This is a genomic window from Olsenella sp. AGMB03486 (assembly GCF_040884255.1).
Classification (GTDB): Bacteria; Actinomycetota; Coriobacteriia; order Coriobacteriales; family Atopobiaceae; genus Olsenella_L; species Olsenella_L kribbiana.
Window position 1 is genome coordinate 1 of sequence record NZ_JBEVTM010000015.1, and the last position, 22,660, is coordinate 22,660.

Consider the following 22,660-nt stretch of genomic DNA (forward strand, 5'->3'; position numbering starts at 1 on the left):
CCTCGAGGGCAAGATCTCCGATTGCTGGACGCTGCCTCCCCTTTCCTGGACGCAGGAGAGGGGAGGCATCTTCATGTGCGATGGATTCTGATGGGCATGCTATGAGGCAAAAGACTGCATGTGGCTGGGTTCAGGCCAAAGAAAAAGGGACCACGCTTTCGCGCAGTCCCTGTCATATGCTGGCGGAGAGCTGGGGATTCGAACCCCAGATAGGATTGTGTCCTATACTCGCTTAGCAGGCGAGCACCTTCGGCCACTCGGTCAGCTCTCCAATAGGTGCTCAAGCATCATACCCCACTTGCGTGGTCGCCTACAAGGGGAGGGCCTGCAAGAAATTGGGCATTCGCCACAATATCTGCGCGATGTGCATGGACCTTCTCCCAGGAGAAGCGGGATATGAGGTTCTCTGGCAGAACCTCTTCGCCGGGTTCTGCGAGACCGACCGCTGCTGCCAGAGCGCCGATGATGGGGCCAGGACGTCCTGCCCGCTCGCGCATGACGCCGAGGTCGAGGTCATGGTCGCGCTTCGAGAGCCTCCTGCCAGAAGGGGCAATGAGGAGCGGCACATGGGCGTAGGCAGGCTCGGGGTAGCCGAAGAGGCGCTGCAGGTAGATCTGGCGTGCACACGACCCTAGCAGGTCATGGCCGCGCACGACTTCCGTGACGCCCATCAGGGCATCGTCTACGACGACTGCAAGCTGGTAGGCAGGGACGCCGTCCGAGCGCTCGATCAGGAAATCGCCGCAGTCGCGGGCAAGGACCTCTGACTGCGGTCCATAGACAGCATCCGTGAATGAAATCGTTCCTCTGGGATCATCTGCATCAGGCACGATGAGGCGGGTTGCCGGCCGCCTTTCGGCAGACTTCCTGGCCACCTCCTCCTTCGTGAGATGGCGGCAGGTGCCCTGATAGATATAGGTGCCATCCGATGCATGGGGAGCGGTTGCAGCATGGAGCTCTGCGCGCGTGCAGAAGCAGGGATAGGTGAGGCCACGCTCTCTGAGCTCTGCAATGGCCTCGCGGTAGATATCGCGCCGCTCTCTCTGATAGAAGGGGCCTTCGTCCCACCCAAGACCGAGCCAGGAGAGGTCGTCCATCAGGAGCTCGGCGTTCTTCCGGTCCTGGGCTCTGGGATCCAGGTCCTCGATTCTGAGCACCATAGTGCCGCCTTCGCTTCTGCAGGAGAGCCAGGCCAGGAGGGCAGCCATGATGTTGCCAGCATGCATGCGGCCCGAAGGCGTCGGTGCAAAGCGCCCGCGTTTCACCTTCTCCTCCATGTCTCTCCTTCCTGTGCAGATGCTTGATCTGGCATGCCTACGATACGCGTTCTGTGCACAGGCGCAACTGTTCGTTGTAAGCTTTGGTATGAAGATATGAGAAGAAGGAAGGGAGCCTGCCTGTGGATACGAAGGATGAAAGCCAGAACAAGGCTGCCCCGGAACCTGACATGAAGGACTTCACGCTCGGCAAGCCTGCCCTGGTCTGCCGCTGGAGGCTCTACGACCAGAAGCTGCCGCTCGAGAACCGCCATATGCGGGCGCTTGGAGCAAGAAGGATCCAGGGTGCGCCTCTGCGTGGCACGCTCCTCGAATGGGCCAAGCAGCACATTGAGTGGACGCTCGAGGAAGGCTCTGCGGCCCATCCTTTCGGCGTCCTCATGATCATCGTCGACGAAGAAGGCCGTGCTGCCATGACGGTAGGGCCCTACGAGCCGCTCCAGGAGACCGCCGCCCGCGAGCTTGCCATCCGTGCGCTCAAGTCGAGGCGTGAGTTCGAGGAGACCGCCATTGCCCCCGAGACGTTCTGGGCCGTTCGTCCGGATGGAACCCTGATCTTGGGCGCCGGTCCCGAGGAGCGCGTGGCTGGTGCCACCTCCCTCATCCAGGACCTTGCCCAGACCTTGGGCATGCCGGTCGTGCGCATGCCGGACCTCGCTTCTGCCTATCTCGAAGGCAGCGTAGATGCTGCCGAGTACTTCCTTGTCTCGGACGAGCACGGCGTCGTGCCTGCAGCCGATGCAACGGGCAAGACTTCCGAGAGCTTCCGTGCGGGATATCAGAAGCTCCTCGATAAGACCAGAAGAAAGAAAGCTTGATGGCTGAACGCAGGGTCGCCCCTTCCGAGGCGGCATTCGAGAACATACTTGCCTATCTTGATGCGGCTGGCCTCAAGGAAGGCGACCGCCTGCCCGCCGAGCGGACGCTCACCGATGAGTGGGGCATCTCGCGCACAGCCCTCAGGGCGGCGCTGCGCGAGCTCATTGCCCGCCATGTGCTCGAGAGCAGGGGAGGTTCTGGCACCTATGTCGCGATGAGGCGGCCGGAATCGAACTGCCGTGGCTACAACGGCTACAGCGATACCGTGCGTGCTGTCGGCAAGACCCCCTCCTCCAAGGTGCTCTGGGCAAAGAGCGAGGTCGCAGATGCCCACGTTGCCCACAAGCTCAGGCTCGAGGAAGGAGACCCGATCTTCGAGCTCAGGCGTGTCCGCCTCATAGACGATCTTCCCTGCATGATCGAGACGGTCTATATCAATGTGGCGGTCTGCCCTGGCATCGAAAAATACGATTTCCAGGAGCGCTCGCTCTTCGATACGCTTCGTCAGGTGTACGGCATCACGCTGCCGCACGGCGAGGAGCGCCTCTCGATCACCCGTGTCGACGCAGATGAGGCAGAAGAGCTGGGGCTTGCCGAAGGAGACCCCGTCTACTTCCAGACCGGCGTCTCCGAGACAGAGGAGAGGACCCCTGTCGAGTACTTCAAGGCCGTCATCCGCTCCGACCGCTATACGTTCTATGCGCGCCAGGAGCATCTCTCGCGTGGGCATGAGATTCCGGAGAAGGTGATTGCGGATGAGTGAGGAGCAAAAGCGGACGTCGCTCTACCAGCAGGTCCGCGAGGCCATCCGCACGAAGATCGAGGACGGCGACTACGGCCTGGGCGAGGTGCTGCCCTCCGAGCAGGAGCTCTCCGAGATCTTCCATACGACGCGCCAGACCGTCCGCAATGCCTACGCGGCGCTCGAGGCAGAAGGCCTCGTCCGCCGTGCCCAGGGCAAGGGCGTCTTCGTCACGAAGGGTAGCCCCGGCACGCTCGATATCGGCGATGGCAGGAGCTTCCGCCAGAGCACGAGGGCAGAGGGCAAGAAGCCCCAGGTCCGCATCCTCTCGCATGAGACGAGGGCAGCAGGCCCCTGGTATGCAGAGCTCTTCAAGATAAGGGCAGACGATCCTGTCTATGCGATAAGAAGGCTCAACAGCGTCGATGGCTGTCCGCTCTCGCTCGAGCGCACGGTCGTGCCGCTCGTGAGGTTCCCGAGGCTCGAGGGCATAGACTTGGGGGTCTTCTCCCTCTATGAGGTCTTCGGTTTCTACGGCAAGGTCGTCGATGCGACCTTTGAGCATCTCGATATCGCAGAGCTCAGCGTCCACGATGCGCACTTCCTCGGTGTGGAGCCGGGAGGGCCGGCCATGGCATACGACTGCATAAGCTATGACCAGGACGGCGAGGCCATAGAGCACACGCGGACGCTGCGCCGTGGCGACCTTGGCTTCTATACGGTGCGCTACTGACGAGACGGACGCATAGGACCTGCTAGAATGGGTCCGGAAGAGATACGCCGGATATGCCGGCAGAAGGGTTGGTGCTGTGGCAAGAAAGCAAGGAGTGACGCCTGAGCTCGACAAGCTCTCCTGCGACCTCATGGGCCAGGCATTCGACCTTCTGGCCGAAGGCAAGGACGTGGAGCCGGTGCTTGCCGTCCAGGACGCGGCGGGCCATACCGCATCCTACGAGTTCGTGGATGACGGGATAGAGGCCTGCATCGAAGGTGCACACGACAAGGTAGGCGAGCTTGTCTCTGCCGGAGGGGATCCGAAGGCGGACCTTGCCACGCCGGTGCGCTATGCAATCGTCTACGAGGGAGCCATCGAGGACGAGGATGGCGCCTACGAGGATGCCGTGCTCCTCGAGTTCGGCGAAGAGGGCTACGAGGCCTATTCTGCCTACTCGCTCTTCAAGGGGCGAGGGGAGCATGAGAAGTTTGCCTGGACCGATCCTGCGCCTGCAGGAGAGCTCGAGCCGCTCATCTAGGCAGCAGAATTTACGTGGAGCCTGGCTCTTCGCCACATCGTCACATCTTCATCAACTATATTTGCAAGCGTAAATCCTCTGAATGGCCTGAAAACCGCGCGCAGTGGCTGAAATGAAGCCGGGTGCGCGTCTTTTGTCCCTGAGATTAGAGAGGCAATCAATGCTGCAGAAGCAGATCAGAAACATCGCAATCATCGCGCATGTCGACCACGGCAAGACGACCCTCGTCGACAAGCTCCTGAAGGCCACCGACGCCTTCCGCGCGAACCAGCAGGTCCAGGACCGCATCCTCGACTCCAATGACCAGGAGCGCGAGCGCGGCATCACGATCCTGTCCAAGAACATCTCGATCGAGTACAAGGGCGTCAAGATCAATGTCATCGACACCCCGGGCCACGCCGACTTCGGCGGCGAGGTCGAGCGCGTCCTCAAGATGGCAGACGGAGCGCTCCTGCTCGTCGATGCCGCTGAGGGCCCCATGCCCCAGACCCGCTTCGTCCTTCGCCATGCCATCGACGCGAAGCTCCAGATCATGCTCGTCATCAACAAGATCGACCGCGAGGGCGCAGATCCCCAGAAGGCCATGAACGACTCCCTTGACCTCATGATGGACCTCGGCGCCACGGACGAGCAGCTCGAGTTCACGATGGAGCATGTAATCTACGCTTCCGCCGTGAACGGATTTGCCCGCCTCGATCCGGATGACGGCAACATGGACATGTACCCGATGCTCGACATGATCATCGATGCCATGCCTGCCCCCGATGTGGATCCGGATGGCCCGCTTGCCATGCAGGTCGTCACGATCGACCACTCCGACTACGTCGGCCGCATCGGCGTCGGCCGTGTCTATTCCGGCACGATCCACCAGAACGACCGCATCCTCGTCGTGAAGAACGACGGCTCCCGTGCCATGGCACAGGTGAAGCAGCTCTTCACGTTCGACTACCTCGGCCGCAAGGAGTGCGACGAGGTCGTCGCAGGCGATATCGGCGCGGTCGTCGGTGTCGACTCCACCGATATCGGCGATGTCTACACCGATCCGGAGAACCCGGTCGAGCTCGAGCCGATCGAGATCGATCCGCCGACCCTCTCCATCATCTTCGAGCCTTCGACCTCTCCTCTCGTCGGACGTGACGGCGACATCGTGGGCGGCCGCCAGCTCAAGGAGCGCCTCATGCAGGAGCGCGAGAACAACGTCACGATGCGCATCGAGGAGCTGCCCGACAAGACCGGCGTCGAGGTTGCTGGCCGCGGCATCCTGCATCTTTCCGTCCTCATGGAGGAGATGCGCCGCGAGGGCTTCGAGTTCCAGGTAGGACGCCCGAAGGTCCTCTTCAAGAAGGATGAGAACGGCAACCGCTTGGAGCCGATCGAGCAGGCCGTCGTCGAGTGCCCGGGCGAGTACTCCGGCAAGGTCATCGAGGTCTTCGGCAACAACGGCGGAAACATGACGAGCATGGAGCAGACCGACCTCTCCTGCCATCTCGAGTTCTCGATTCCGACCCGCGGCATCATGGGCCTCAAGAACCGCATCCTGAACGTCACCCACGGCGAGGGCATCTTCTACCACACGTTCCTCGAGTATGGCCCCTATGCCGGCGAGATCGGCGGCAGGAGCAATGGTGCCATGATCTCGATGTCGACGGAGAAGGCTGTCGCCTACGCACTCGGCACGCTCCAGGACCGCGGCACGCTCTTCATCGAGCCGGGCACGGAGTGCTATGAGGGCATGATCGTCGGCGAGCGCTCGAAGCCAGGCGACATGGTCGTGAATGTTGCCCGTACGAAGAACCTCGGCAACCAGCGTTCCTCGACGGCAGACATCGCCGTCCAGCTGACGCCGCCGCGCACGTTCACGCTTGAGGAGGCCCTCCAGTACATCATGGACGACGAGCTCGTCGAGATCACGCCGAAGCACATCCGCATGCGCAAGCGCATTCTCTCCGAGATCGAGCGCCGCAAGTGGCGTGTCCGCCATGGCCTCGTGAACAAGTAGGCAAAGACGCTCTGGAAGCAATGAACAGGGCCCGTCTCCTCGGAGGCGGGCCCTGTGCTATCTGAGGTCTGTTTCGGAGCTTGCTAGCGCTCTCTGCGCTTCTGGCGTGCATCCCGGACCTTTCGCTCTGCCCGCTTCACGCCTGCCTCGACCTTGGGCGTGAGGTCCACATCGGCAGGGGACATGATGTGGTAGCGAAGCGAGGCACGCCTGAGCCCGACCGTGACGGCAATGCAGATGAGGGCGCAGATGACCTTGTTGAGACCTATCGTGCCGAAGACGAAATAGGCAAGAGAGCCTGCGACAGCGCAGAGGGCATAGAGGTTCGACTTCCTGAAGATGCGCGGGATATCTCCGAGGAACACATCGCGCAGCATGCCGCCGCCCACGGCCGTGAGCGTGCCCATAAGGACGCAGACCCAGACAGAAAGGCCATGCAGGAGTGCCTTGTCGGTGCCTGAGACAGCGAAGAGCGAGACCGAGAGGATATCGAACCATTCGAGTGCGGAAGGATTGCCGAAGAAGGGCGAGGGGAACGCGAACGAGATGAGCGCAATCGCGACCGAGCCAGGGATGGCATAGGGGGAATCGATCAGGTAGACGCCGCCCTGCTGCATGGCCATATCGCGCAGAAGCCCGCCTCCGAGGCCGCAGAGGATCGAGAGTCCCACAAATCCTACAAGATCGAGCTTGCGCTCTTCGGCGACGATGCAGCCCGTGAGCGAGCCGACGACGACAGCGGCAAGATCGAGCCAGGCAGGCATCGGCACGGCCTGTGCCTGCGCAGATCCAGTAAACAGCAGGTCGAACACGGACATCCTTTCCGCTCAGGCGGGGCTTTGGCAGGCGTGGACGAGGCCTGGAAACCGGACCTCAGAAGAAAACGAAAAAATCCTCTTCCCAACGCAGGGACAGTATTGTACAATTTCCTTCGCGGTTTTGAGGAGAGTTGTCCGAGTGGCCGAAGGAGCACGATTGGAAATCGTGTATACGCCTAAAGCGTATCCTGGGTTCAAATCCCAGACTCTCCGCCAGCAAGCTTCCGTGGCGCCTTCGGGCGCCACGTTCTTTCATAATTGGAGAGGTGGCAGAGCGGCCGAATGCGGCGGTCTCGAAAACCGTTTACCCGTTCGCGGGTACGTGAGTTCAAATCTCACCCTCTCCGCCAGAAGAGTCCGAGCCCTGATGCTTCAGGGCTCTTTTCATATCTATCGGCCTTTTCAGGAATCCTCGATGCTCATGGGGTATTGCGCCGAGGTGCCGCATCCAGGCGAGTAGGGTTCTTAACTGTTAATGCATAATACGAAATATTAAACATTGTGTAGCACGCTTCTTAAGAAGCGTGCTACACTTTGTCTTGCATGAAACAACGACCGCTTAGTCTGGAGGCCGTTTCTGAATGTATAAGAAAAGTGACCTGACAAAGGCGTACTACAAGACGGGAGAGGTCGCTTCATTTCTCGGAATCACTCCCCGAGCGGTTCAGCTGAAAGACATGCGTGGCGAGCTGCCGTTCGAACACACTGACACCGGCAGGCGCATCCTCTCACGAGACAGCCTGCTTGCCTATCTCGACAAGTGCAACATGCTTTATGACGACGAAGAGGCCGGACGCAGGGATCTGGTATATGCCCGAGTCAGCTCCCAAGACCAGAAGTCGCATGGCGACCTGGACAGGCAGGCGCTGTTTCTTGTAGAGCATGAAGGCAGAGACATGCGCAATCCGCTCATTCTCGAAGAATGCGGCAGCGGCATGGATGCCAGACGGCCGAAGCTCCAGCAGCTCATCAAGATGGTCATGCGCAACGAGATACGCAACGTCTACGTGACGGACAAGGATCGGCTTGCCCGATTCGGCTTCGAGTATCTGGAGACGGCGTTTGCAGAGCATGGCACCAATATCATCGCTGTGCGAGACGAGAATCAGGACAAGGCGGTGCAGGAGGAGCTTGTCGAGGACATGATGTCCCTCATAGCATCGTTTTCCGGAAAGCTCTATGGCCTGAGGTCCCGCAGGAACAGGAAGGGAGACGGGCAATGACGCTCGATGAACTCACCAAGCAGGTTGGCAAGAACGGGGTAGAACGGATGCTCATTGAATATGCCATGCTCATGAAAGCGAAGGCCGACAAGTTCGATGAGGTCGCAGCGGCCGTTGAGGACGGCAAGTCCGTAAAGGAAATCAGAGCGATAGTCGAATGCTAGACGCCTGAGACGCAGATGGCCGGCAAGACGCCAAAGGAGGTGAGCGAATTGGCATACCGAGGGGTCGAATTCGCCTTGAGTCCCAATGCGACACAGCGCAACCTGCTCGAATCGAATGCAGGTGCCGCACGATTTGCCTACAACTGGGCGCTCGACGAAATCAGGGGCGAGTATGCGCTGTGGGAGAACGACAAGTCTCGCAGGATGGGCTGCACGCACTACGAACTGCGCAAGCGATTCAATCATGTGAAGGACGATATTGCCCCGTGGTGGCATGATGTGTCCAAGGAGGCGTTCTCCTACGGCTGCGCATGTGCCGCAGCTGCATGGAAGAACTTCATGGACTCAAAGCGAGGCAGGCGCCATGGCAGACGCGTCGGCTTCCCTCGGTACAAGAGCCGCAGGCAGGAGCGCAATCACAGGTACGCAATCACGACTGGCATTGGCCATTGTGTCGCGGACGCCCACCACATCAGGATTCCCCGCATCGGGCGCGTGCGCGTGATGGAGAACATATACAAACGCATCACCAGCCAAGCCATCCATCGCATGAACATCAGGCTCCAGGGCGGACGATGGTACGTGGTCCTCCTCATCGAGGTGCCAGAGAATGCCATGCCATCGCAGAGCAGGAAGCACGTCGGCATCGACCTCGGCGTGAAGAACCTCGCCACCTTCTCCGACGGCACAGTCGTCCGTGGCCTCAAGCCATACAGGAATGCGATGCGCAAGCTGGCACGGGCGCAGCGCTCGCTGTCTCGAAAGACAAGAGGCAGCAAGCGCTGCGAGCGCCAGAAGAGACGCGTCAACCGCATCTATGCGCGCGTCCGCGGACTGCGAAGGAACCAGCTGGACCAGCTTACGACGAGCATCTCGGAGCGATACTCGCTTGTGGCCATCGAAGACCTGAACGTGTCAGGCATGGCTCGCAACCACAGGCTCGCACGAGCAATATACGACGAGGGATTCGGCGTGTTTCGGCACATGCTCGAATACAAGTGCCGTGACAGGGGCGTCGCCCTTGTCGTTGCGGACAGATGGTTTCCGTCGTCCAAGACGTGTTCTGCCTGCGGCCGCGTGAACGCCGGGCTTGCCCTGTCTGACAGGACGTATGTCTGTCCCGAATGCGGCTTGACGATCGACCGTGACCTGAATGCGGCGATGAACCTCGACCGTTACGGCATGAGCAAAGTGGACTCTCGTGCGGAGGACACTCTAAACGCGCGTGGAGGGAACGCAAGTCGCAACTGCGATAGCAGCTGTGCAGACCCCGATGAAACGTGTACCAACGAATCTGTTGGAGCCTAATATCATAAAGGTATTAGTTCTCAGAGTATGTCACGATTTTGAGAAACGGTATATAGCAGACGTGTCAGATGGCTGTCGGACGCATGCATGAGCATGCTGCACTATGTTGGAGGTCTGCGCATGGCAGAAAGCGCTGAGACAAAGGAATACATGGGCCGCTCCTGGAGGATGCTCACGCATGACAAGGGATGGTACAAGCCGCTGCTCGTGCTGCCGCTTGCCAAGCTCGTGCCGATTGCCGGCCCCCTCGGTGTCTGGGGCTACCAGGCAGAGTGGGCACGGCTTTCCGCTTGGGGGAAGGAGACATACCCGAAGCAGTCCGGCGTGAAGGTCGGTGCCTGCATCAAGAGCGGCTGGCGGGCATTCCTGGCGATGCTCGGCTACGCCGCTGTCTACTTCATCCTCCTGGCAGCGGTGCGCCCCTCGGCAGATGGTCTGGCTGCGCTCCTCTGGAACTTCGTCGCTATCCTCTGGAGCACGATTGCCTGGGTCGCCGCCATCCGCGCGACAATCTACCAGCATGCACGTGCGGGATATCAGCTTGACCGCATCTGGGACATGCTGAAGCGCGACTTCGGAAGCATTGCCGAGATCGCCCTCGCGCTCTTCCTGGGAAGCCTCCTGATCGAGGGCTTCTGCATTCTCTGCGCCCTCATCATCGTCGTGCCGTCTCTGGCCGAGCTGGGCGGTCTCTTTGCCTACTCAGGCTCCGCTGCCGCCATCGCGGTTCTGGCGGCCCACTTCCTTGCCCGCTTCGCGCCCTGGATGGTGCTTGTGCTCTATCTGGCAGCTGTCTTCGCCACAGCGCTCCAGACTGTAGCCGTCAATGCGCTTGGCCTCTGGTTCCAGCAGTTCGATGTCCCTCATTGGGGAAGCTCGAAGGACCCGCTGCCTGACTCTGCGAAGAAGGACGCCGAGACGCCGGGAGAGCCGGCCCAGGCTGCCGCAGAGCCCCAGGCGACGCCTGCGCCTGAGGACAAGGGCACGCCTGAAGCGGCTCCTGCGCCTGCAGAAGAGCCGGATAAGGCTGCAGAAGAGCCCGAGAGGAAGGGCCTGGCAGGAGGCCTTCCTGCCATCGGCGAGAGCTCTGCTCCTGCAGATGAGCCGGCAACGCTCATCATGCGCCGCCCGGAGGATGAAGATCCAGACGAGCGCTGAGGCAGAAGAGAGATGCGCTTCAAGAAGGCGGAGGGCCCTGAGCCTTCCGCCTTTCTCTTGCAAGAAAGCTGCACATAAGATGGCAGCAGGGGCTGCCAAAGCTGTCAGACGGGTCTGCTACAGTGCACATGAGCTGCACATGGCGAAGGAAAGTTATGGAGTTCAGGGGAAGAGGGCCTACCCTGTGGTATGGTTCTAGACTGAACCTTTCCTGCTCGGGGCGCGACCTTCACGACCCTGAGCCACTAGCCCAGAGGAGGTGACCACATGAAGGCCTATGAACTGCTGTTTTTTGTCGATCCTGCTTCTAACGAAGAGGTCCGCGCTGGTGTCATGAAGCGCATTGACGTCGCAATCACCGAGAACGGTGGCCAGGTCGACAGCGTCGACGATTGGGGCAAGCGCAAGCTCGCCTATGAGATCGACGGACTCACCGAGGGTGACTACACCCTCATCAACTTCCATGCCAATGCAGCCGACATTGCCGAGCTTGACCGCGTCCTTCGCATCAACGACGCAGTGAAGCGCCACATGATCGTGGCCCGTCCGGACAAGGACTAGCTATGGAAGCGCGGGCACAAAGCCCGCAGATGAGAGGTTGTGAGCAGCGTGAGCATCAACAGGGTCGTTATTTCGGGCAATCTGACGCGTGACGGAGAGATCCGTGCTACGGCAGGCGGCACTACCGTGCTGACCTTCGGCGTGGCCGTGAACGATCGCCGCCGCAATGCATCCGGCGAATGGGAGGATGTCCCCAACTTCGTGGACTGCGTGATGTTCGGCACCCGTGCCGATGCCCTTGCACGCTTCCTCACGAAGGGCACAAAGGTTGCTCTGGAAGGCAAGCTTCGCTACAGCTCATGGGAACGCGATGGGCAGCGCAGGAGCAAGCTCGAGGTCATTGTGGACGATCTGGAATTCATGTCGTCCCGCCAGGGCCAGGGCAGCTCCCAGAGCCAGGCGCCGCGTGCGCAGCAGGCTCCGAGCTTCTCTGCTCCGGCAGCTTACGGACAGACCTCTCAGCGTCCGACTCAGCAGACACCGCCTTCGGCGGATGTCTACGACGAGGACATTCCCTTCTAGCAGGAACAAGAAGAACTCAGGTGGCTCCGGCTGCCTGAAAAGAAAGGCAAATTAGACATGGCTCAGGATTTTCAGCGTCAGCCGCGTCGCAAGTATTGCCAGTTCTGCAAGGAGGACGTGGACTACATCGATTACAAGGATGTCCAGCTCCTCCGCAAGTACACGACGGACCGCGGCAAGATCAAGCCGCGTCGTGTGACTGGCGCATGCACGCAGCATCAGCGTGACCTCGCAGTCGCTATCAAGCGCGCTCGCGAGATGGCCCTTCTGCCGTACACGGTTTCCGTGGTCTCCAGCCGCGGCGGCCGTGGCCGCAACCGCGACTAGCCATATCCCGTCTCGAGCAGAGCCGGCAGGCAGTGAGCGAAGAGAAGGACAGGAACGCTTCCGCTGGCTGGCACCACGTGCCAGCTGAGTCGGGAGCAGAGCTCGCTCCGAGAGGAGCCTTCGAGGCACGCACGGAGGGGCCGGACAATCTCGTGTCCGGACTCATCTGGTGTGTCGCAGGAGCTGTCGTCTCCGGGTTCATTCCGCTGCTTTCTGGCTTTGCCACGGCGTATGGCACCTGCCTTGCCACGAAAGGGCGCGGCGCAAGGGAGAGCCTTCTGGCTCTTGCCGCTGTCGTCGTTCCGGCTGTGGCTGTGGGAGCGGTGACACAGGCCTCCTCTCTGATGGAGCCTGTGCTGCCTGCCATCTCGGGCTTCATCCTGGGGCTTCTGGTGGCAAAGAGGAAGCTCCGTGCCAGCACGCTTCTGTGCGCCGTGCTCGGACTTGCCGCTGCTCTCATCGCGACGGATGCCGTCCTCTCCTATGCTGCGGGGACGACGCTCGGCGCGAGCATCGATGCCATGCTCACGGCAGCTGCTGCAGAGTATGGGGAGATGGCCGGAAGCTCGGAGGTGCAGAGCGCCCTTGAGGGCGCGATTGCGCTTCTTCGGCAGTACTGGCCGCTTGCCTATGCTGCAATGGCGGCTGCGTGGTGTGCGAGCGCGGGACTCGGGTGCGCGATGTTCGTGCATTCAGGTCCTGACGCAGCAGAGTGCGCCGTGAAGCTCCGCGATTTCGATCTTCCGATCTGGGCGCTCGTGGCACTTGTCGCGACGTTTGCCTTGACGGTCATGGACCGCGAAGGCATGCCCGTGCCGGCAGAGGTCGTGTTCTGGGCGAAGAACCTCCTTCAGGCTCTTCGTGTCGCATGCGCGATCCAGGGCATCGCGGTCGCTGTGTGGTTTCTGGCGACCCAGGAGATCGGACGCTTCGGACAGGTGCTTGCCAGCATCCTGTGCGTGTGGCTCGAGACAGAATTCATGGCAATGAGCGTAGTGGGCCTGGTCGACGGCCTCGCGGATTTCCGCAATATCGAGCGGAAGGGTCTGCGGAGCTACCAGTACCGGGCTTCTGAAACAAAGTAGGAGTTGCCGCAAGGCAACCAACCGAAGGAGTGTCCCAATGAAAGTCATCCTTATGGGTGAGCTCAGGGGCAAGGGCGGCGAGGGCGACATCGTCGACGTCGCTCAGGGCTTCGCGGAGAACTACCTGTTCCCCAACAAGATCGCCCAGCCGGCTACCCCTGGCAATATCAAGCAGCTCGAGCAGCGCCGCCGCAACATCGAGAAGCGCGAAGCAGAGCGCATCGCGAAGGCGCAGGAGCTCAAGGCTCAGGTCGATGGCAAGTTCATCAAGGTCGATGCCAAGATCGGCGACGACGGCCAGCTCTTCGGCTCCGTCACGACGACCATGATTGCTGACGCCCTCAAGGCCCAGCTCGGCGTCGAGGTCGACCGCAAGCGCGTCGAGCACGCTGCTGCCATCAAGACCGTTGGCCGCCACACCGTGACGATCAACTTCTACCGTGACATCAACGCCGAGATCACCGTTCTCGTCGGCGATGTCGAGGAGCCGGAGCCCGAGCCGGAGGCCGAAGAGGCCGAGGGCGAGGAGGCTCCTGCCGAGGAAGCAGCCGAGACCCCTGCTGAGTAGGTGATATCTTCACCTGCCCATCCCTTATAGACAAGGGATTTCAACAGGAAGTTCTGCCAGACGTGTCTCTTGGCAGGTCTGGCAAGCACCTCGAACACTGCGCCCTTCCCAGGACTTCAGCCCCGGGGGAGGGCGCTTTTTGCTAGACGCCTCAAAAACACGCAATCTACCTGCGGAAATGCAAGAATCTGCACGTAGATGCCTATGGGGCATGAGAGGAATTCTTCAGAATGCGGCCCTGACCTGCACGAAGGCACGCGTGTTCTGTTTGTAGAAAACCTCATGAAGACGTCTTCGACAAATTGTTGAAAACGTTGAAAACCAGCAAAGCCACAGGTTGCAGGGCATGAGGCTTTCACCATCCTCTGCAAGCTCTGTGTCAGACGCCTGCAAGGCAAAGGAAAGCTCCGGGAAAGGCCTGCACTGCAGCCGGGTCAGGGAAGGAGGAGCAAATGGCCGACAATGCCGGATACCGCCACGAGGACGAGACACCTTCGCTTCCGGCCGAGCCCGTCATGCCGCAGGATACGGCAGCTGAGGCATCGGTCCTCTCCGCCATGCTGCTCTCGCCTGATGTGCTCCAGGATGCGCTTGTCGAGCTTTCGCCGGACGACTTCTATGTGCCGTCGAACCGCACGATCTTCCTTGCGATGCGCGACCTCTTCGACAGGAGCCAGCCGGTCGACCCGATCTCTCTTGCCGACTACCTGAAGTCGGAAGGCGAGCTTGCGAAGGTCGGCGGAAGCACCTATCTGCTCGAGCTCTCGGGCAACTCCTTTGCCCTGGCGAGCTGGCGCCACCACGCAGAGATCCTGCGCCGCGACTCGACGCTCAGGAAGATCATCCAGGCCTCGACGAAGGTCACAGCCCTTGCCTACGATGCTCCCGAGGATACGAAGGAAGTCGTCGATCAGGCAGAGAAGCTCATCCTCAATGCGACGGACTCCGACATCAAGAGCAACTATTCGACGCTTGAGACTGTCATGGAGGACCTCTACAACGAGCTCGGCGAGATGGCGGCACAGGACGAGAAGTTCCTGGGCGTCCAGACGGGCTTCCCCGGCATCGACAAGCAGCTTCTGGGCCTGCGTGCAGGCCAGATGATCGTCGTCGGTGCCCGTCCTGGTGTCGGCAAGACCTCCTTCGCACTGAACCTCGCCGTGAATGCTGCGGCAAACGGCACGACGGTCGCCTTCTTCTCGCTCGAGATGTCCAAGGTCGAGATTGCGCAGAGGCTCCTTGCGGCCCAGGCCAGGGTGAGCCTCCAGGACATCCGTGCTGCGAACATCCGCGACAACCAGTGGCAGCAGCTCCTCCAGGCCACGGTCGACCTCTCGCATCTCGACATCATGATCGACGATACGCCGGGCACGACCGTGACCGAGGTACGAGCCAAGGCACGGCGCATGCTCCACGGCAAGGAGAAGAACGCTCTTGTCATCCTCGACTACCTCCAGCTCGTGTCTCCGCCTTCAGGAGGCAGAAGGTCCGACTCCCGTGCGACCGAGGTCTCCGAGATGAGCCGTGGCATCAAGATCATGGCAAAGGACTTGGGCGTGCCGGTCGTTGCCCTCTCGCAGCTTTCCCGTCAGGTCGAATCGCGTACGGGAAAGACCCCTCAGCTCTCCGACCTCCGCGAATCCGGTGCTATCGAGCAGGACGCCGATATCGTCATCCTCCTCGACCGCTCGATGACAGACGAGGAGGCGGCGCGCGACGACCGTCCGGACAAGGATGTCACGAACTTCATCATCGCGAAGAACCGTTCCGGCCCTCTGGGCGTCGTGCCGCTCACGTTCCTGCCGGGTTCGACGAAGTTCGTCGAGGTCGATACGCACCACGAGGAGTAGCTCAGAGCCCCACTCTGGAGACTCTCTTCTCATGCAAGATATGGCCTTCGGCAGATGTTGGCGTGCCGTATACTGAGGAGGTCCCGCGCCTGGCGCGGGGCCTTATCAGTTATGGACCGAGGAGGATTCACATGCCAGCATCAGTGCTTGTAGGCACGCAGTGGGGCGATGAAGGCAAGGGCAAGGTCACCGACCTCATCTCTGGCGACTTCGACGTGGTTTGCCGCTACGCCGGCGGAGCGAACGCAGGACACACGGTCGTTGCAGGAGGCCACAAGCTGGCGCTTCACCAGGTACCCTCCGGCGTCATGTACAAGGGCGTCTACCCGGTGATCGGCAATGGCTGCATCGTCGACCCCGAGGTTCTCCTCGGCGAGATCGATACCCTCGAGAAGCAGGGCATCTCCTGCGACGCGCTCAAGATCTCCGGCAATGCCCATATCGTCATGCCCTACCACAAGGATCTTGACGGCGCCCACGAGAAGAAGCTCGGCAAGAACCTCATCGGCACGACGAAGCGCGGCGTCGGCCCCTGCTATATGGACAAGATGAACCGCACGGGCCTGCGCATCCAGGACATGCTCGACGAGCACATCTTCCGCGAGAAGCTCGAGAGCGCGCTTGCCTACACGAACCCGATCCTCGAGAAGGTCTATGAGCTGCCGACCTACACGGTCGACCAGATCTGCGAGACGTATCTGCCGTACGCCGAGCGCATCCGTCCCTACATTGTCGAGTCCTCGCTGTTCCTCAACGAGCAGCTCGAGGCTGGCAAGAATATCCTCTTCGAGGGTGCCCAGGCAACGATGCTCGATATCGACCACGGCACCTACCCGTTCGTCACGAGCTCGAACTGCACCGCAGGCGGTGCTGTCACCGGCTCCGGCGTCGGCCCGACCCAGATCGACCGTGTCCTCGGCGTCGCAAAGGCCTATCTCACGCGCGTCGGCTCTGGCCCGTTCCCGACGGAGCTCTTCGACGAGACCGGCGACCTCCTCGGCGAGGTCGGCCACGAGTACGGCGTGACGACTGGCCGCAAGCGCCGCTGCGGCTGGTATGACGCAGTCGTCGTGAACTACGCCGCCCGCGTCAACGGCCTCACGGACCTCGCAATCACGAAGCTCGATGTCCTCGGCTGCCTCGATGAGATCAAGGTCTGCGTTGCCTATGAGTGCGACGGCAAGACCTACCGCACGGTGCCTGAGCACCAGTCCGTCTTCTATCACGCGAAGCCGGTCTACGAGACGCTGCCGGGCTGGAAGTGCGACATCTCCGGTGTCCGCAACTTCTACCAGCTGCCGCGCGAGGCAAAGGACTACATCGACTTCCTCGAGCAGCTTGCCGGCGTCCGTGTCTCCATCATCACGGTGGGCCCGGACCGCGAGCAGACAATCAATCGCTACTGGAAGTAGCATCAGCTAAGCAAGCAGGGAAGGTGCCAGGTTCTTGTGCCTGGCACCTTCGGTCTTTAGAAGGAGGCCCCTGATGGCTGAAGACAAGGTCTCGATTCTTTTGCTGGGCGCAGGCGGCCGCGAGCATGCGCTGCTCGTGAAGCTTGCCCAGTCTCCGCGTGCCGGCAAGATCTATGTGGCGCCGGGCAATGGCGGCATGTACGATCTGGCCGAGAAGGCAGAGCTCGATCCTGAATCTCCTGAGGCGGTGGCAGCATTCGCGAAAGAGCACGGAGTCGGCCTCGTCGTAATCGGCCCTGAGGCGCCCCTCGTCAAGGGCGTCGGCGACGCTGTGCGTGCAGCTGGCATCCCGGTCTTCGGACCGAATGCCGAGGCGGCCCAGATGGAGGGCTCGAAGGAGTTCGCGAAGCATGTGATGGAAAAGGCAGGCGTGCCAACGGCAGCCTGGAAGAGCTTCACGGATGAGGATGCGTGCGCAGCCTACGTGAAGGAGCTTGCCGGCCCCTGCGTCGTGAAGGCAGATGGCCTTGCTGCCGGCAAGGGCGTCATCGTCGCGAACACGACCGGGGAGGCCCTCGAAGGCGTGCATGAGTGCTTCAGCGGACACTTCGGCGATGCCGGCAAGACCGTGGTCGTCGAGGAGATGCTCAAAGGCCCCGAGTGCTCGCTTCTCGCCCTCACGGACGGCACGACCCTCGTGCCGCTTGCGACGAGCCAGGACCACAAGCGTGCGCTTGACGGCGACCGTGGCCTCAACACGGGCGGCATGGGCGTCTACTCTCCTGTCCCCATCCTTCTTCCGGGCGAGCTTGACCGCATGGTCGAGATCGAGCAGAAGGTCGTGGATGAGCTGAGGCGCGAAGGCATCACCTACTCCGGCTGCCTCTACGGCGGCTTCATGCTCACGAAGGACGGCCCCAAGGTCCTCGAGTTCAACGCCCGCTTCGGCGACCCCGAGACCCAGGTCGTGCTGCCGCGCATGAAGGGCGACCTCGTTGAGGCCTTCCTTGCCTGCGACGCAGGGACCCTCTCGCCTGACATGGTCTCCTGGGACGATGACTGGGCCGTCTCTGTGGTCCTCACGAGCGCAGGCTATCCTGGCTCCTATGAGAAGGGCAAGAAGATCGTCGGCGTCGAGGATGCCAATGCAATGCCCGGCGTCACGGTCTACCATGCCGGCACGGCACTTGACGCGGATGGCAACCTCGTGACCGCAGGTGGCCGTGTCCTCGATGTGACGGCTGTCGCCGATACCTTCGAGGATGCCCGAAACCTTGCCTACGAGGCGTGCGACAAGATCTGGTTCGAGGGCAAGACCTACCGCCACGATATCGGCATCAAGGCCATCAAGGGCCGCGCTGCGCTCGAGGCTTAGCATGGGAAAGAAGATCGAGAAGCCGGAAGCTGCGGCGCTTTCGAGCGACGTGCTTCCGGACAAGAAGGACCTCGCTGCCGCCAGGACCGAAGCAGCAGCGACACTCAATGATGCAGCGGGTGCCTATACCTTCGACGGCGACAGGAGCGTCCAGGACCATCTTTCGGGCGTACCCGAGGCGCGGCACCTCGTCCTCGGCGAGGATGACCCCAGAGACCGCCAGCTCGAGGAGCAGGTGCTCACGGAGGACGTGGCCTGGACAGGCCGCATCTTCAATGTCGACCGGCTCCAGGTGAAGCTGCCGGACGGGAGGATGGCAATACGCGATGTCGTGAGGCATCCCGGCGCTGTCGCTGTCGTCGCGCTCACCGAGGAAGGGCAGATCTGCCTCGTGCGCCAGTACCGCACGGCCCTGGGACGCGTCACGGTCGAGATTCCTGCCGGCAAGCTTGCGCCGGGAGAGGATCCTCTGGCCTGTGCCGAGCGCGAGCTCAAGGAGGAGACCGGCTTCACTGCACAGAAGATGGCCTATCTCACGACGATTGCCACCTCTGCCGGCTTTGCTGACGAGCTCATCCATATCTATATGGCGACAGGGCTCAAGCTGGCAGAGAGCTCGCCTGATGCAGACGAGTTCATCAACGTCGATCTGGTCGACGTCGGCGAGCTGGTGGATGCGGTGCTCGACGGACGCATCGAGGATGCAAAGACCGTCGTCGGCGCCCTCATCTGCGATGCGGTATCGAGACGGCTCGATCCGGGCCCTGTGCCGGAAGACCAGCAGCAGTAACAGAGACGAGAAGAGGGAGTGCTTCGGCATTCCCTTTCCATAAGGAGAGCAGAAAGAAAGGCGGAACGGGTGGAGGCTAAGGCAGCAAGGCCGAAGAAGCGGAACCTCATGAGGAGCTTCCTTTCCTACTACAAGGGGCAGGTGCATCTCTTCGTCGGCGACATCATCTGCGCCCTCCTGGTTGCCGGCATCGACCTTGCGTTCCCTCAGATCCTGCGCGTCCTCACGAAGGGGCTCTTCACGGAAGGCCCGGACGCTATCCTCTCAGCCCTCTGGGCAATAGCTCTTGGCCTCGTCGCGATGTATGCCGTGCGCTTTGCCTGCCGCTACTTCGTGATCTTCTGGGGACACGTGATGGGTGCCCGTATGGAGTCGAAGATGCGCGAGGACCTCTTCGATGCCTATGAGCGGATGAGCTTCTCCTACTTCGACCGCCACAAGTCGGGCGACCTCATGAGCCGCCTCGTGAGCGATCTCTTCGATATCTCCGAGACGGCGCACCACGGCCCTGAGTTCCTGCTCATAGGACTCGTCGAGATTGTCGGCTCCTTCGTGATCCTGGCTGGCATCAACGGAGAGCTCACCGCGGTGCTCGCGGTCGTCTTGGCGGTCCTTGTCGTCTTCAACTTCTTCGCGAACCGCCGCATGGAGGCGGTCTTCATCGAGAACCGCCAGCGCATCTCGGGTGTGAACTCCCGCGTCGAAGATGCCTTGGCCGGTGCCCGTGTCGTCAAGAGCTTTGCTGCTGAGGACCTGGAAAGGAAGAAGTTCCGCCGCTCGAACGATGCCTACCTCGCCTCGAAGGTGCGCATGTACCATGCGATGGGCATCTACCAGTCGCTCATTGCCGTGATGATGGGAATACTCAACATCTGCATCATCATCGGTGGCGGCTGGCTCTGCGCCCAGGGACGCATGGAGGCGATCGACCTTTCGACCTATGCGCTCTATATCTCGCTCTTCACGACGCCGATCACGAACATCCTGAACTTCACGGAGACGTTCCTCAAAGCGGTTGCCGGCTTTGCCCGCTTCCAGGAAGTGCTTGACACGCAGCCTGATATCGAGGATGCGCCGGATGCGAAGCCTCTTGCCATCACAGAAGGAAAGATCGTCTACGAGGACGTGCACTTCACCTACCCCGGAACGGATAGCGAGGTCATACGTGGCCTCGACCTTGTCGTGCACCCCGGCGAGACGCTTGCGCTCGTCGGCCCTTCGGGCGGCGGCAAGTCGACCATCTGCTCCCTGCTGCCGCGCTTCTACGATGTGGATGCGGGATCCATCAGGATAGATGGACAGGATGTGCGCAAGGTCACGCAGAAGTCTCTCCATGAGCAGATAGGGCTCGTCCAGCAGGATGTCTATCTCTTCGACGGGACGATTGCAGAGAATATCGCCTACGGAAAGCCGGATGCGACGGCAGAAGAGATCATCGAGGCAGCACGTCGCGCCAACATTGCCGACTTCATTGAGACCCTGCCCGACGGCTTCGAAACTCAGGTAGGGGAGAGAGGTGCCCGCCTGTCTGGCGGCCAGAAGCAGCGCATCGCGATCGCACGCGTCTTCCTGAAGAACCCGCCGCTTCTCATCTTCGATGAGGCGACATCTGCCCTCGACAATGAGTCTGAAGGGGCGGTGCAGGCAGCGCTTTCCGAGCTTGCCCAGGGACGCACGACGATCGTGATCGCCCACAGGCTCTCGACGATCAAGGACGCTGACGAGATCGCGACCATCGAGCAGGGACAGATCGCCGAGCGGGGCACGCATGAGGAGCTTCTGGCCTTGGGTGGCACCTATGCCCGCTACTACCGCATGCAGTTTGAGGGAAGCCGTCTCTGAGAGGGACACGTGCCCGAAATAGTTGCGTATACTTAGCATTGGATGAGCCGGTCTGAGGCTGGCTCATGTTGGACCTGATGCAAGCGTTGCGCAGCGGCGAGGAAATGGGAGTGCGCATGCCCATAAAGCAGAGAAATGCCCTTGATGCCCAGCAGGCAGAGGAGCTCTTCGAGAAGGTCGACGAGACAGGCCACAGCAACAAGGATGCGGCAGAGCGCCAGCGCTCTCACCGGCGGCTCTTCGGACACGGCGTGGATGTCGACCCGCTTTCGGGAGATGACCCGTCCGGCTCGACGGTCGAGAAGTCGATCACGAAGGTTGCCATCACGGTCATCCTGATCTTCCTTGCGGTGCTCGTGCTCGCGCAGGTCTCCTGTGGCGTTGCACGCCGCCTCAATACGGCAAACCTCTCCGACGAGGCCAATGTCCGCACGGTCGCATCTGCCCTCTCAGGCGGCGTCGAGTGGGGCAATGGCTTCACGCAGTTCCCGGATGACTTCACGATCCAGGAGGCATCGGAGGATACCGGCAGGGTCGAGGTCACCGTCATCGATACCTCCTCGCGCGACACGATGGAGTGCTTCGCAGGCTCGCAGATCCAAGCCACGGCCTTCGCGGTCAATGCGCTCCTGAACCCCAACATCGATACGGTCATCTACCACGTCCAGGTGCACAGGGCATCTGACGGCACGATCGAGCGCTCCTCGCTCTTCGGATTCCTGAAGCCGACAGGCGACCTCGAATCGTTCATGACATTCATCTGGAGGAAGTCCACCTCGGCAAATGGCCGCGTGAACTTCACGTGCACGATCGCCGGCATGGATGAGGATATCCAGACGAAGCTCAGAAGCGAGATCACGACCTGGTCGCCGACAGAGATTCTGGGCTTGGGCGATGCGGGCGACAGCTCCGCGCCCACCGATTCGAGCTCGTCCACCTCCACGAGCTCAGGTACAAGCTCGAGCTCCAGCTCGACCACCTCGTCTTCGACCACAACGTCGACGGATACGTCTTCCACGTCGGGCGATACCCAGTCCAGCTCAAAGTAGCCACCAATCAAGAGGGCAGCAGCGCTGCCCGGATGTCTAGGAGGCATTGCATGGCAGAAACACCGCTTGTCGGCATCATCATGGGCTCGAAGTCCGATATGCCGACCATGGAGGCATGCACGAAGGAGCTCGAGGAGCTCGGCGTTCCCTATGAGCTCGTGATTGCATCCGCCCACAGGAATCCGGCAAAGGTCCAGGAGTGGGCAACTACGGCCGCTGACCGTGGCCTCAAGGTCATCATCGCTGCTGCCGGCAAGGCAGCGCACCTCGGCGGTGTCGTTGCCGCCTACACGCCGCTTCCGATCGTCGGCGTGCCGATGAAGACGTCCGACCTCGGCGGCATGGATTCGCTCCTCTCGATGGTGCAGATGCCTTCGGGCGTGCCCGTGGCCTGTGTCGCAATCGGCGGCGCAAAGAACGCTGCCATCTACGCCACGCAGATCCTCGGCGCGACGATGCCTGAATGGCGCGAGAAGATCGTTCAGATGAAGAAGGAGATGGCCGGGGCTTAAGCACCC

At 61.2% G+C, this 22,660-nt stretch carries 23 protein-coding genes and 3 tRNA genes; 23 read left to right on the forward strand and 3 right to left on the reverse strand.

Annotation, left to right across the window (positions count from 1 at the left end):
* Positions 1 to 180 precede the first annotated feature (180 nt).
* Together ABVS03_RS08060 and gluQRS are read right to left on the reverse strand one after the other, a co-directional pair.
* Positions 181 to 271, reverse strand: a tRNA-Ser gene (locus ABVS03_RS08060).
* A gap of 16 nt (positions 272 to 287) precedes the next feature.
* Positions 288 to 1,277, reverse strand: coding sequence for a tRNA glutamyl-Q(34) synthetase GluQRS (gluQRS, locus tag ABVS03_RS08065; protein ID WP_368018705.1), 990 nt, complete (start codon positions 1,275 to 1,277; stop codon positions 288 to 290).
* A gap of 122 nt (positions 1,278 to 1,399) precedes the next feature.
* Here gluQRS and ABVS03_RS08070 point away from each other — a divergent pair, with 122 nt between their 5' ends.
* The 5 genes from ABVS03_RS08070 to typA all read left to right on the forward strand — a co-directional run bounded on the left by ABVS03_RS08070 (position 1,400) and on the right by typA (position 6,090).
* The gene (locus tag ABVS03_RS08070) at positions 1,400 to 2,095 is read left to right on the forward strand and encodes a hypothetical protein (protein WP_368018706.1); all 696 of its coding nucleotides are present in this window, start codon (positions 1,400 to 1,402) and stop codon (positions 2,093 to 2,095) included.
* The gene (locus ABVS03_RS08075) at positions 2,095 to 2,859 is read left to right on the forward strand and encodes a GntR family transcriptional regulator (protein ID WP_368018707.1); all 765 of its coding nucleotides are present in this window, start codon (positions 2,095 to 2,097) and stop codon (positions 2,857 to 2,859) included. Before ABVS03_RS08070 ends, ABVS03_RS08075 begins: the two co-directional genes overlap by 1 nt.
* Positions 2,852 to 3,571: a GntR family transcriptional regulator gene (locus tag ABVS03_RS08080; RefSeq protein WP_368018708.1), complete on the forward strand. Its 720-nt coding sequence runs from the start codon at positions 2,852 to 2,854 to the stop codon at positions 3,569 to 3,571. The genes ABVS03_RS08075 and ABVS03_RS08080 overlap by 8 nt, the downstream gene beginning before the upstream one ends.
* 76 nt (positions 3,572 to 3,647) lie before the next feature.
* Entirely contained in the window at positions 3,648 to 4,091 is a 444-nt protein-coding gene (locus tag ABVS03_RS08085; protein ID WP_368018709.1) for a hypothetical protein, read from the forward strand.
* A gap of 160 nt (positions 4,092 to 4,251) precedes the next feature.
* The gene (typA, locus tag ABVS03_RS08090) at positions 4,252 to 6,090 is read left to right on the forward strand and encodes a translational GTPase TypA (protein WP_368018710.1); all 1,839 of its coding nucleotides are present in this window, start codon (positions 4,252 to 4,254) and stop codon (positions 6,088 to 6,090) included.
* An 83-nt stretch (positions 6,091 to 6,173) separates the two neighbouring features.
* Here the strand turns inward: typA and ABVS03_RS08095 are convergent, their stop codons facing one another.
* On the reverse strand, positions 6,174 to 6,902 hold the full coding sequence (locus tag ABVS03_RS08095; protein WP_368018711.1) for a trimeric intracellular cation channel family protein: 729 nt from the start codon (positions 6,900 to 6,902) through the stop codon (positions 6,174 to 6,176).
* A gap of 131 nt (positions 6,903 to 7,033) precedes the next feature.
* Between ABVS03_RS08095 and ABVS03_RS08100 the strand changes: the two genes are divergently transcribed.
* From ABVS03_RS08100 to purE, 18 genes are all read left to right on the forward strand, one after another.
* A tRNA-Ser gene (locus ABVS03_RS08100) sits at positions 7,034 to 7,124 on the forward strand.
* 44 nt (positions 7,125 to 7,168) lie between these two features.
* Positions 7,169 to 7,258 (forward strand) — tRNA-Ser (locus ABVS03_RS08105).
* 231 nt (positions 7,259 to 7,489) lie between these two features.
* Positions 7,490 to 8,131, forward strand: coding sequence for an IS607 family transposase (locus ABVS03_RS08110; RefSeq protein ID WP_368018712.1), 642 nt, complete (start codon positions 7,490 to 7,492; stop codon positions 8,129 to 8,131).
* Positions 8,128 to 8,295 (forward strand): hypothetical protein, encoded by a 168-nt coding sequence (locus ABVS03_RS08115; protein WP_368018713.1) that lies wholly within the window; start codon positions 8,128 to 8,130, stop codon positions 8,293 to 8,295. The genes ABVS03_RS08110 and ABVS03_RS08115 overlap by 4 nt, the downstream gene beginning before the upstream one ends.
* A 48-nt stretch (positions 8,296 to 8,343) precedes the next feature.
* A complete protein-coding gene (gene tnpB, locus ABVS03_RS08120; RefSeq protein ID WP_368018714.1) occupies positions 8,344 to 9,603 on the forward strand; it encodes an IS607 family element RNA-guided endonuclease TnpB in 1,260 nt (419 codons plus the stop codon).
* Between the two features lie 120 nt (positions 9,604 to 9,723).
* Positions 9,724 to 10,761, forward strand: a complete 1,038-nt coding sequence (locus ABVS03_RS08125; protein ID WP_368018715.1) for a DUF4013 domain-containing protein — start codon at positions 9,724 to 9,726, stop codon at positions 10,759 to 10,761.
* Positions 10,762 to 11,028: 267 nt separating this feature from the next.
* Positions 11,029 to 11,322, forward strand: a complete 294-nt coding sequence (gene rpsF / locus ABVS03_RS08130; RefSeq protein ID WP_330972722.1) for a 30S ribosomal protein S6 — start codon at positions 11,029 to 11,031, stop codon at positions 11,320 to 11,322.
* Positions 11,323 to 11,370: 48 nt separating this feature from the next.
* Positions 11,371 to 11,844: a single-stranded DNA-binding protein gene (locus ABVS03_RS08135; protein WP_330972721.1), complete on the forward strand. Its 474-nt coding sequence runs from the start codon at positions 11,371 to 11,373 to the stop codon at positions 11,842 to 11,844.
* A gap of 57 nt (positions 11,845 to 11,901) precedes the next feature.
* On the forward strand, positions 11,902 to 12,171 hold the full coding sequence (gene rpsR, locus ABVS03_RS08140; RefSeq protein WP_330972720.1) for a 30S ribosomal protein S18: 270 nt from the start codon (positions 11,902 to 11,904) through the stop codon (positions 12,169 to 12,171).
* 32 nt (positions 12,172 to 12,203) lie between these two features.
* Entirely contained in the window at positions 12,204 to 13,256 is a 1,053-nt protein-coding gene (locus ABVS03_RS08145; RefSeq protein WP_368018716.1) for a DUF2232 domain-containing protein, read from the forward strand.
* A gap of 37 nt (positions 13,257 to 13,293) precedes the next feature.
* A complete protein-coding gene (gene rplI, locus ABVS03_RS08150; RefSeq protein WP_368018717.1) occupies positions 13,294 to 13,824 on the forward strand; it encodes a 50S ribosomal protein L9 in 531 nt (176 codons plus the stop codon).
* A gap of 515 nt (positions 13,825 to 14,339) precedes the next feature.
* Positions 14,340 to 15,674 carry a replicative DNA helicase gene (gene dnaB / locus ABVS03_RS08155; RefSeq protein ID WP_330972737.1) on the forward strand — a complete coding sequence of 445 codons (1,335 nt, stop codon included), beginning with the start codon at positions 14,340 to 14,342 and terminating at the stop codon, positions 15,672 to 15,674.
* 131 nt (positions 15,675 to 15,805) lie between these two features.
* Complete coding sequence (locus ABVS03_RS08160) at positions 15,806 to 17,086, forward strand: adenylosuccinate synthase (protein ID WP_368018718.1); 1,281 nt, start codon at positions 15,806 to 15,808, stop codon at positions 17,084 to 17,086.
* A gap of 73 nt (positions 17,087 to 17,159) precedes the next feature.
* Positions 17,160 to 18,461, forward strand: coding sequence for a phosphoribosylamine--glycine ligase (purD, locus tag ABVS03_RS08165; protein ID WP_368018719.1), 1,302 nt, complete (start codon positions 17,160 to 17,162; stop codon positions 18,459 to 18,461).
* Between the two features lies 1 nt (position 18,462).
* Complete coding sequence (locus ABVS03_RS08170) at positions 18,463 to 19,251, forward strand: NUDIX domain-containing protein (protein ID WP_368018720.1); 789 nt, start codon at positions 18,463 to 18,465, stop codon at positions 19,249 to 19,251.
* A 108-nt stretch (positions 19,252 to 19,359) separates the two neighbouring features.
* Positions 19,360 to 21,093 carry an ABC transporter ATP-binding protein gene (locus ABVS03_RS08175; protein ID WP_330972736.1) on the forward strand — a complete coding sequence of 578 codons (1,734 nt, stop codon included), beginning with the start codon at positions 19,360 to 19,362 and terminating at the stop codon, positions 21,091 to 21,093.
* Between the two features lie 116 nt (positions 21,094 to 21,209).
* Positions 21,210 to 22,142, forward strand: coding sequence for a hypothetical protein (locus tag ABVS03_RS08180; RefSeq protein ID WP_368018721.1), 933 nt, complete (start codon positions 21,210 to 21,212; stop codon positions 22,140 to 22,142).
* Between the two features lie 50 nt (positions 22,143 to 22,192).
* A complete protein-coding gene (gene purE, locus ABVS03_RS08185; protein ID WP_368018722.1) occupies positions 22,193 to 22,654 on the forward strand; it encodes a 5-(carboxyamino)imidazole ribonucleotide mutase in 462 nt (153 codons plus the stop codon).
* Positions 22,655 to 22,660: the final 6 nt, after the last annotated feature.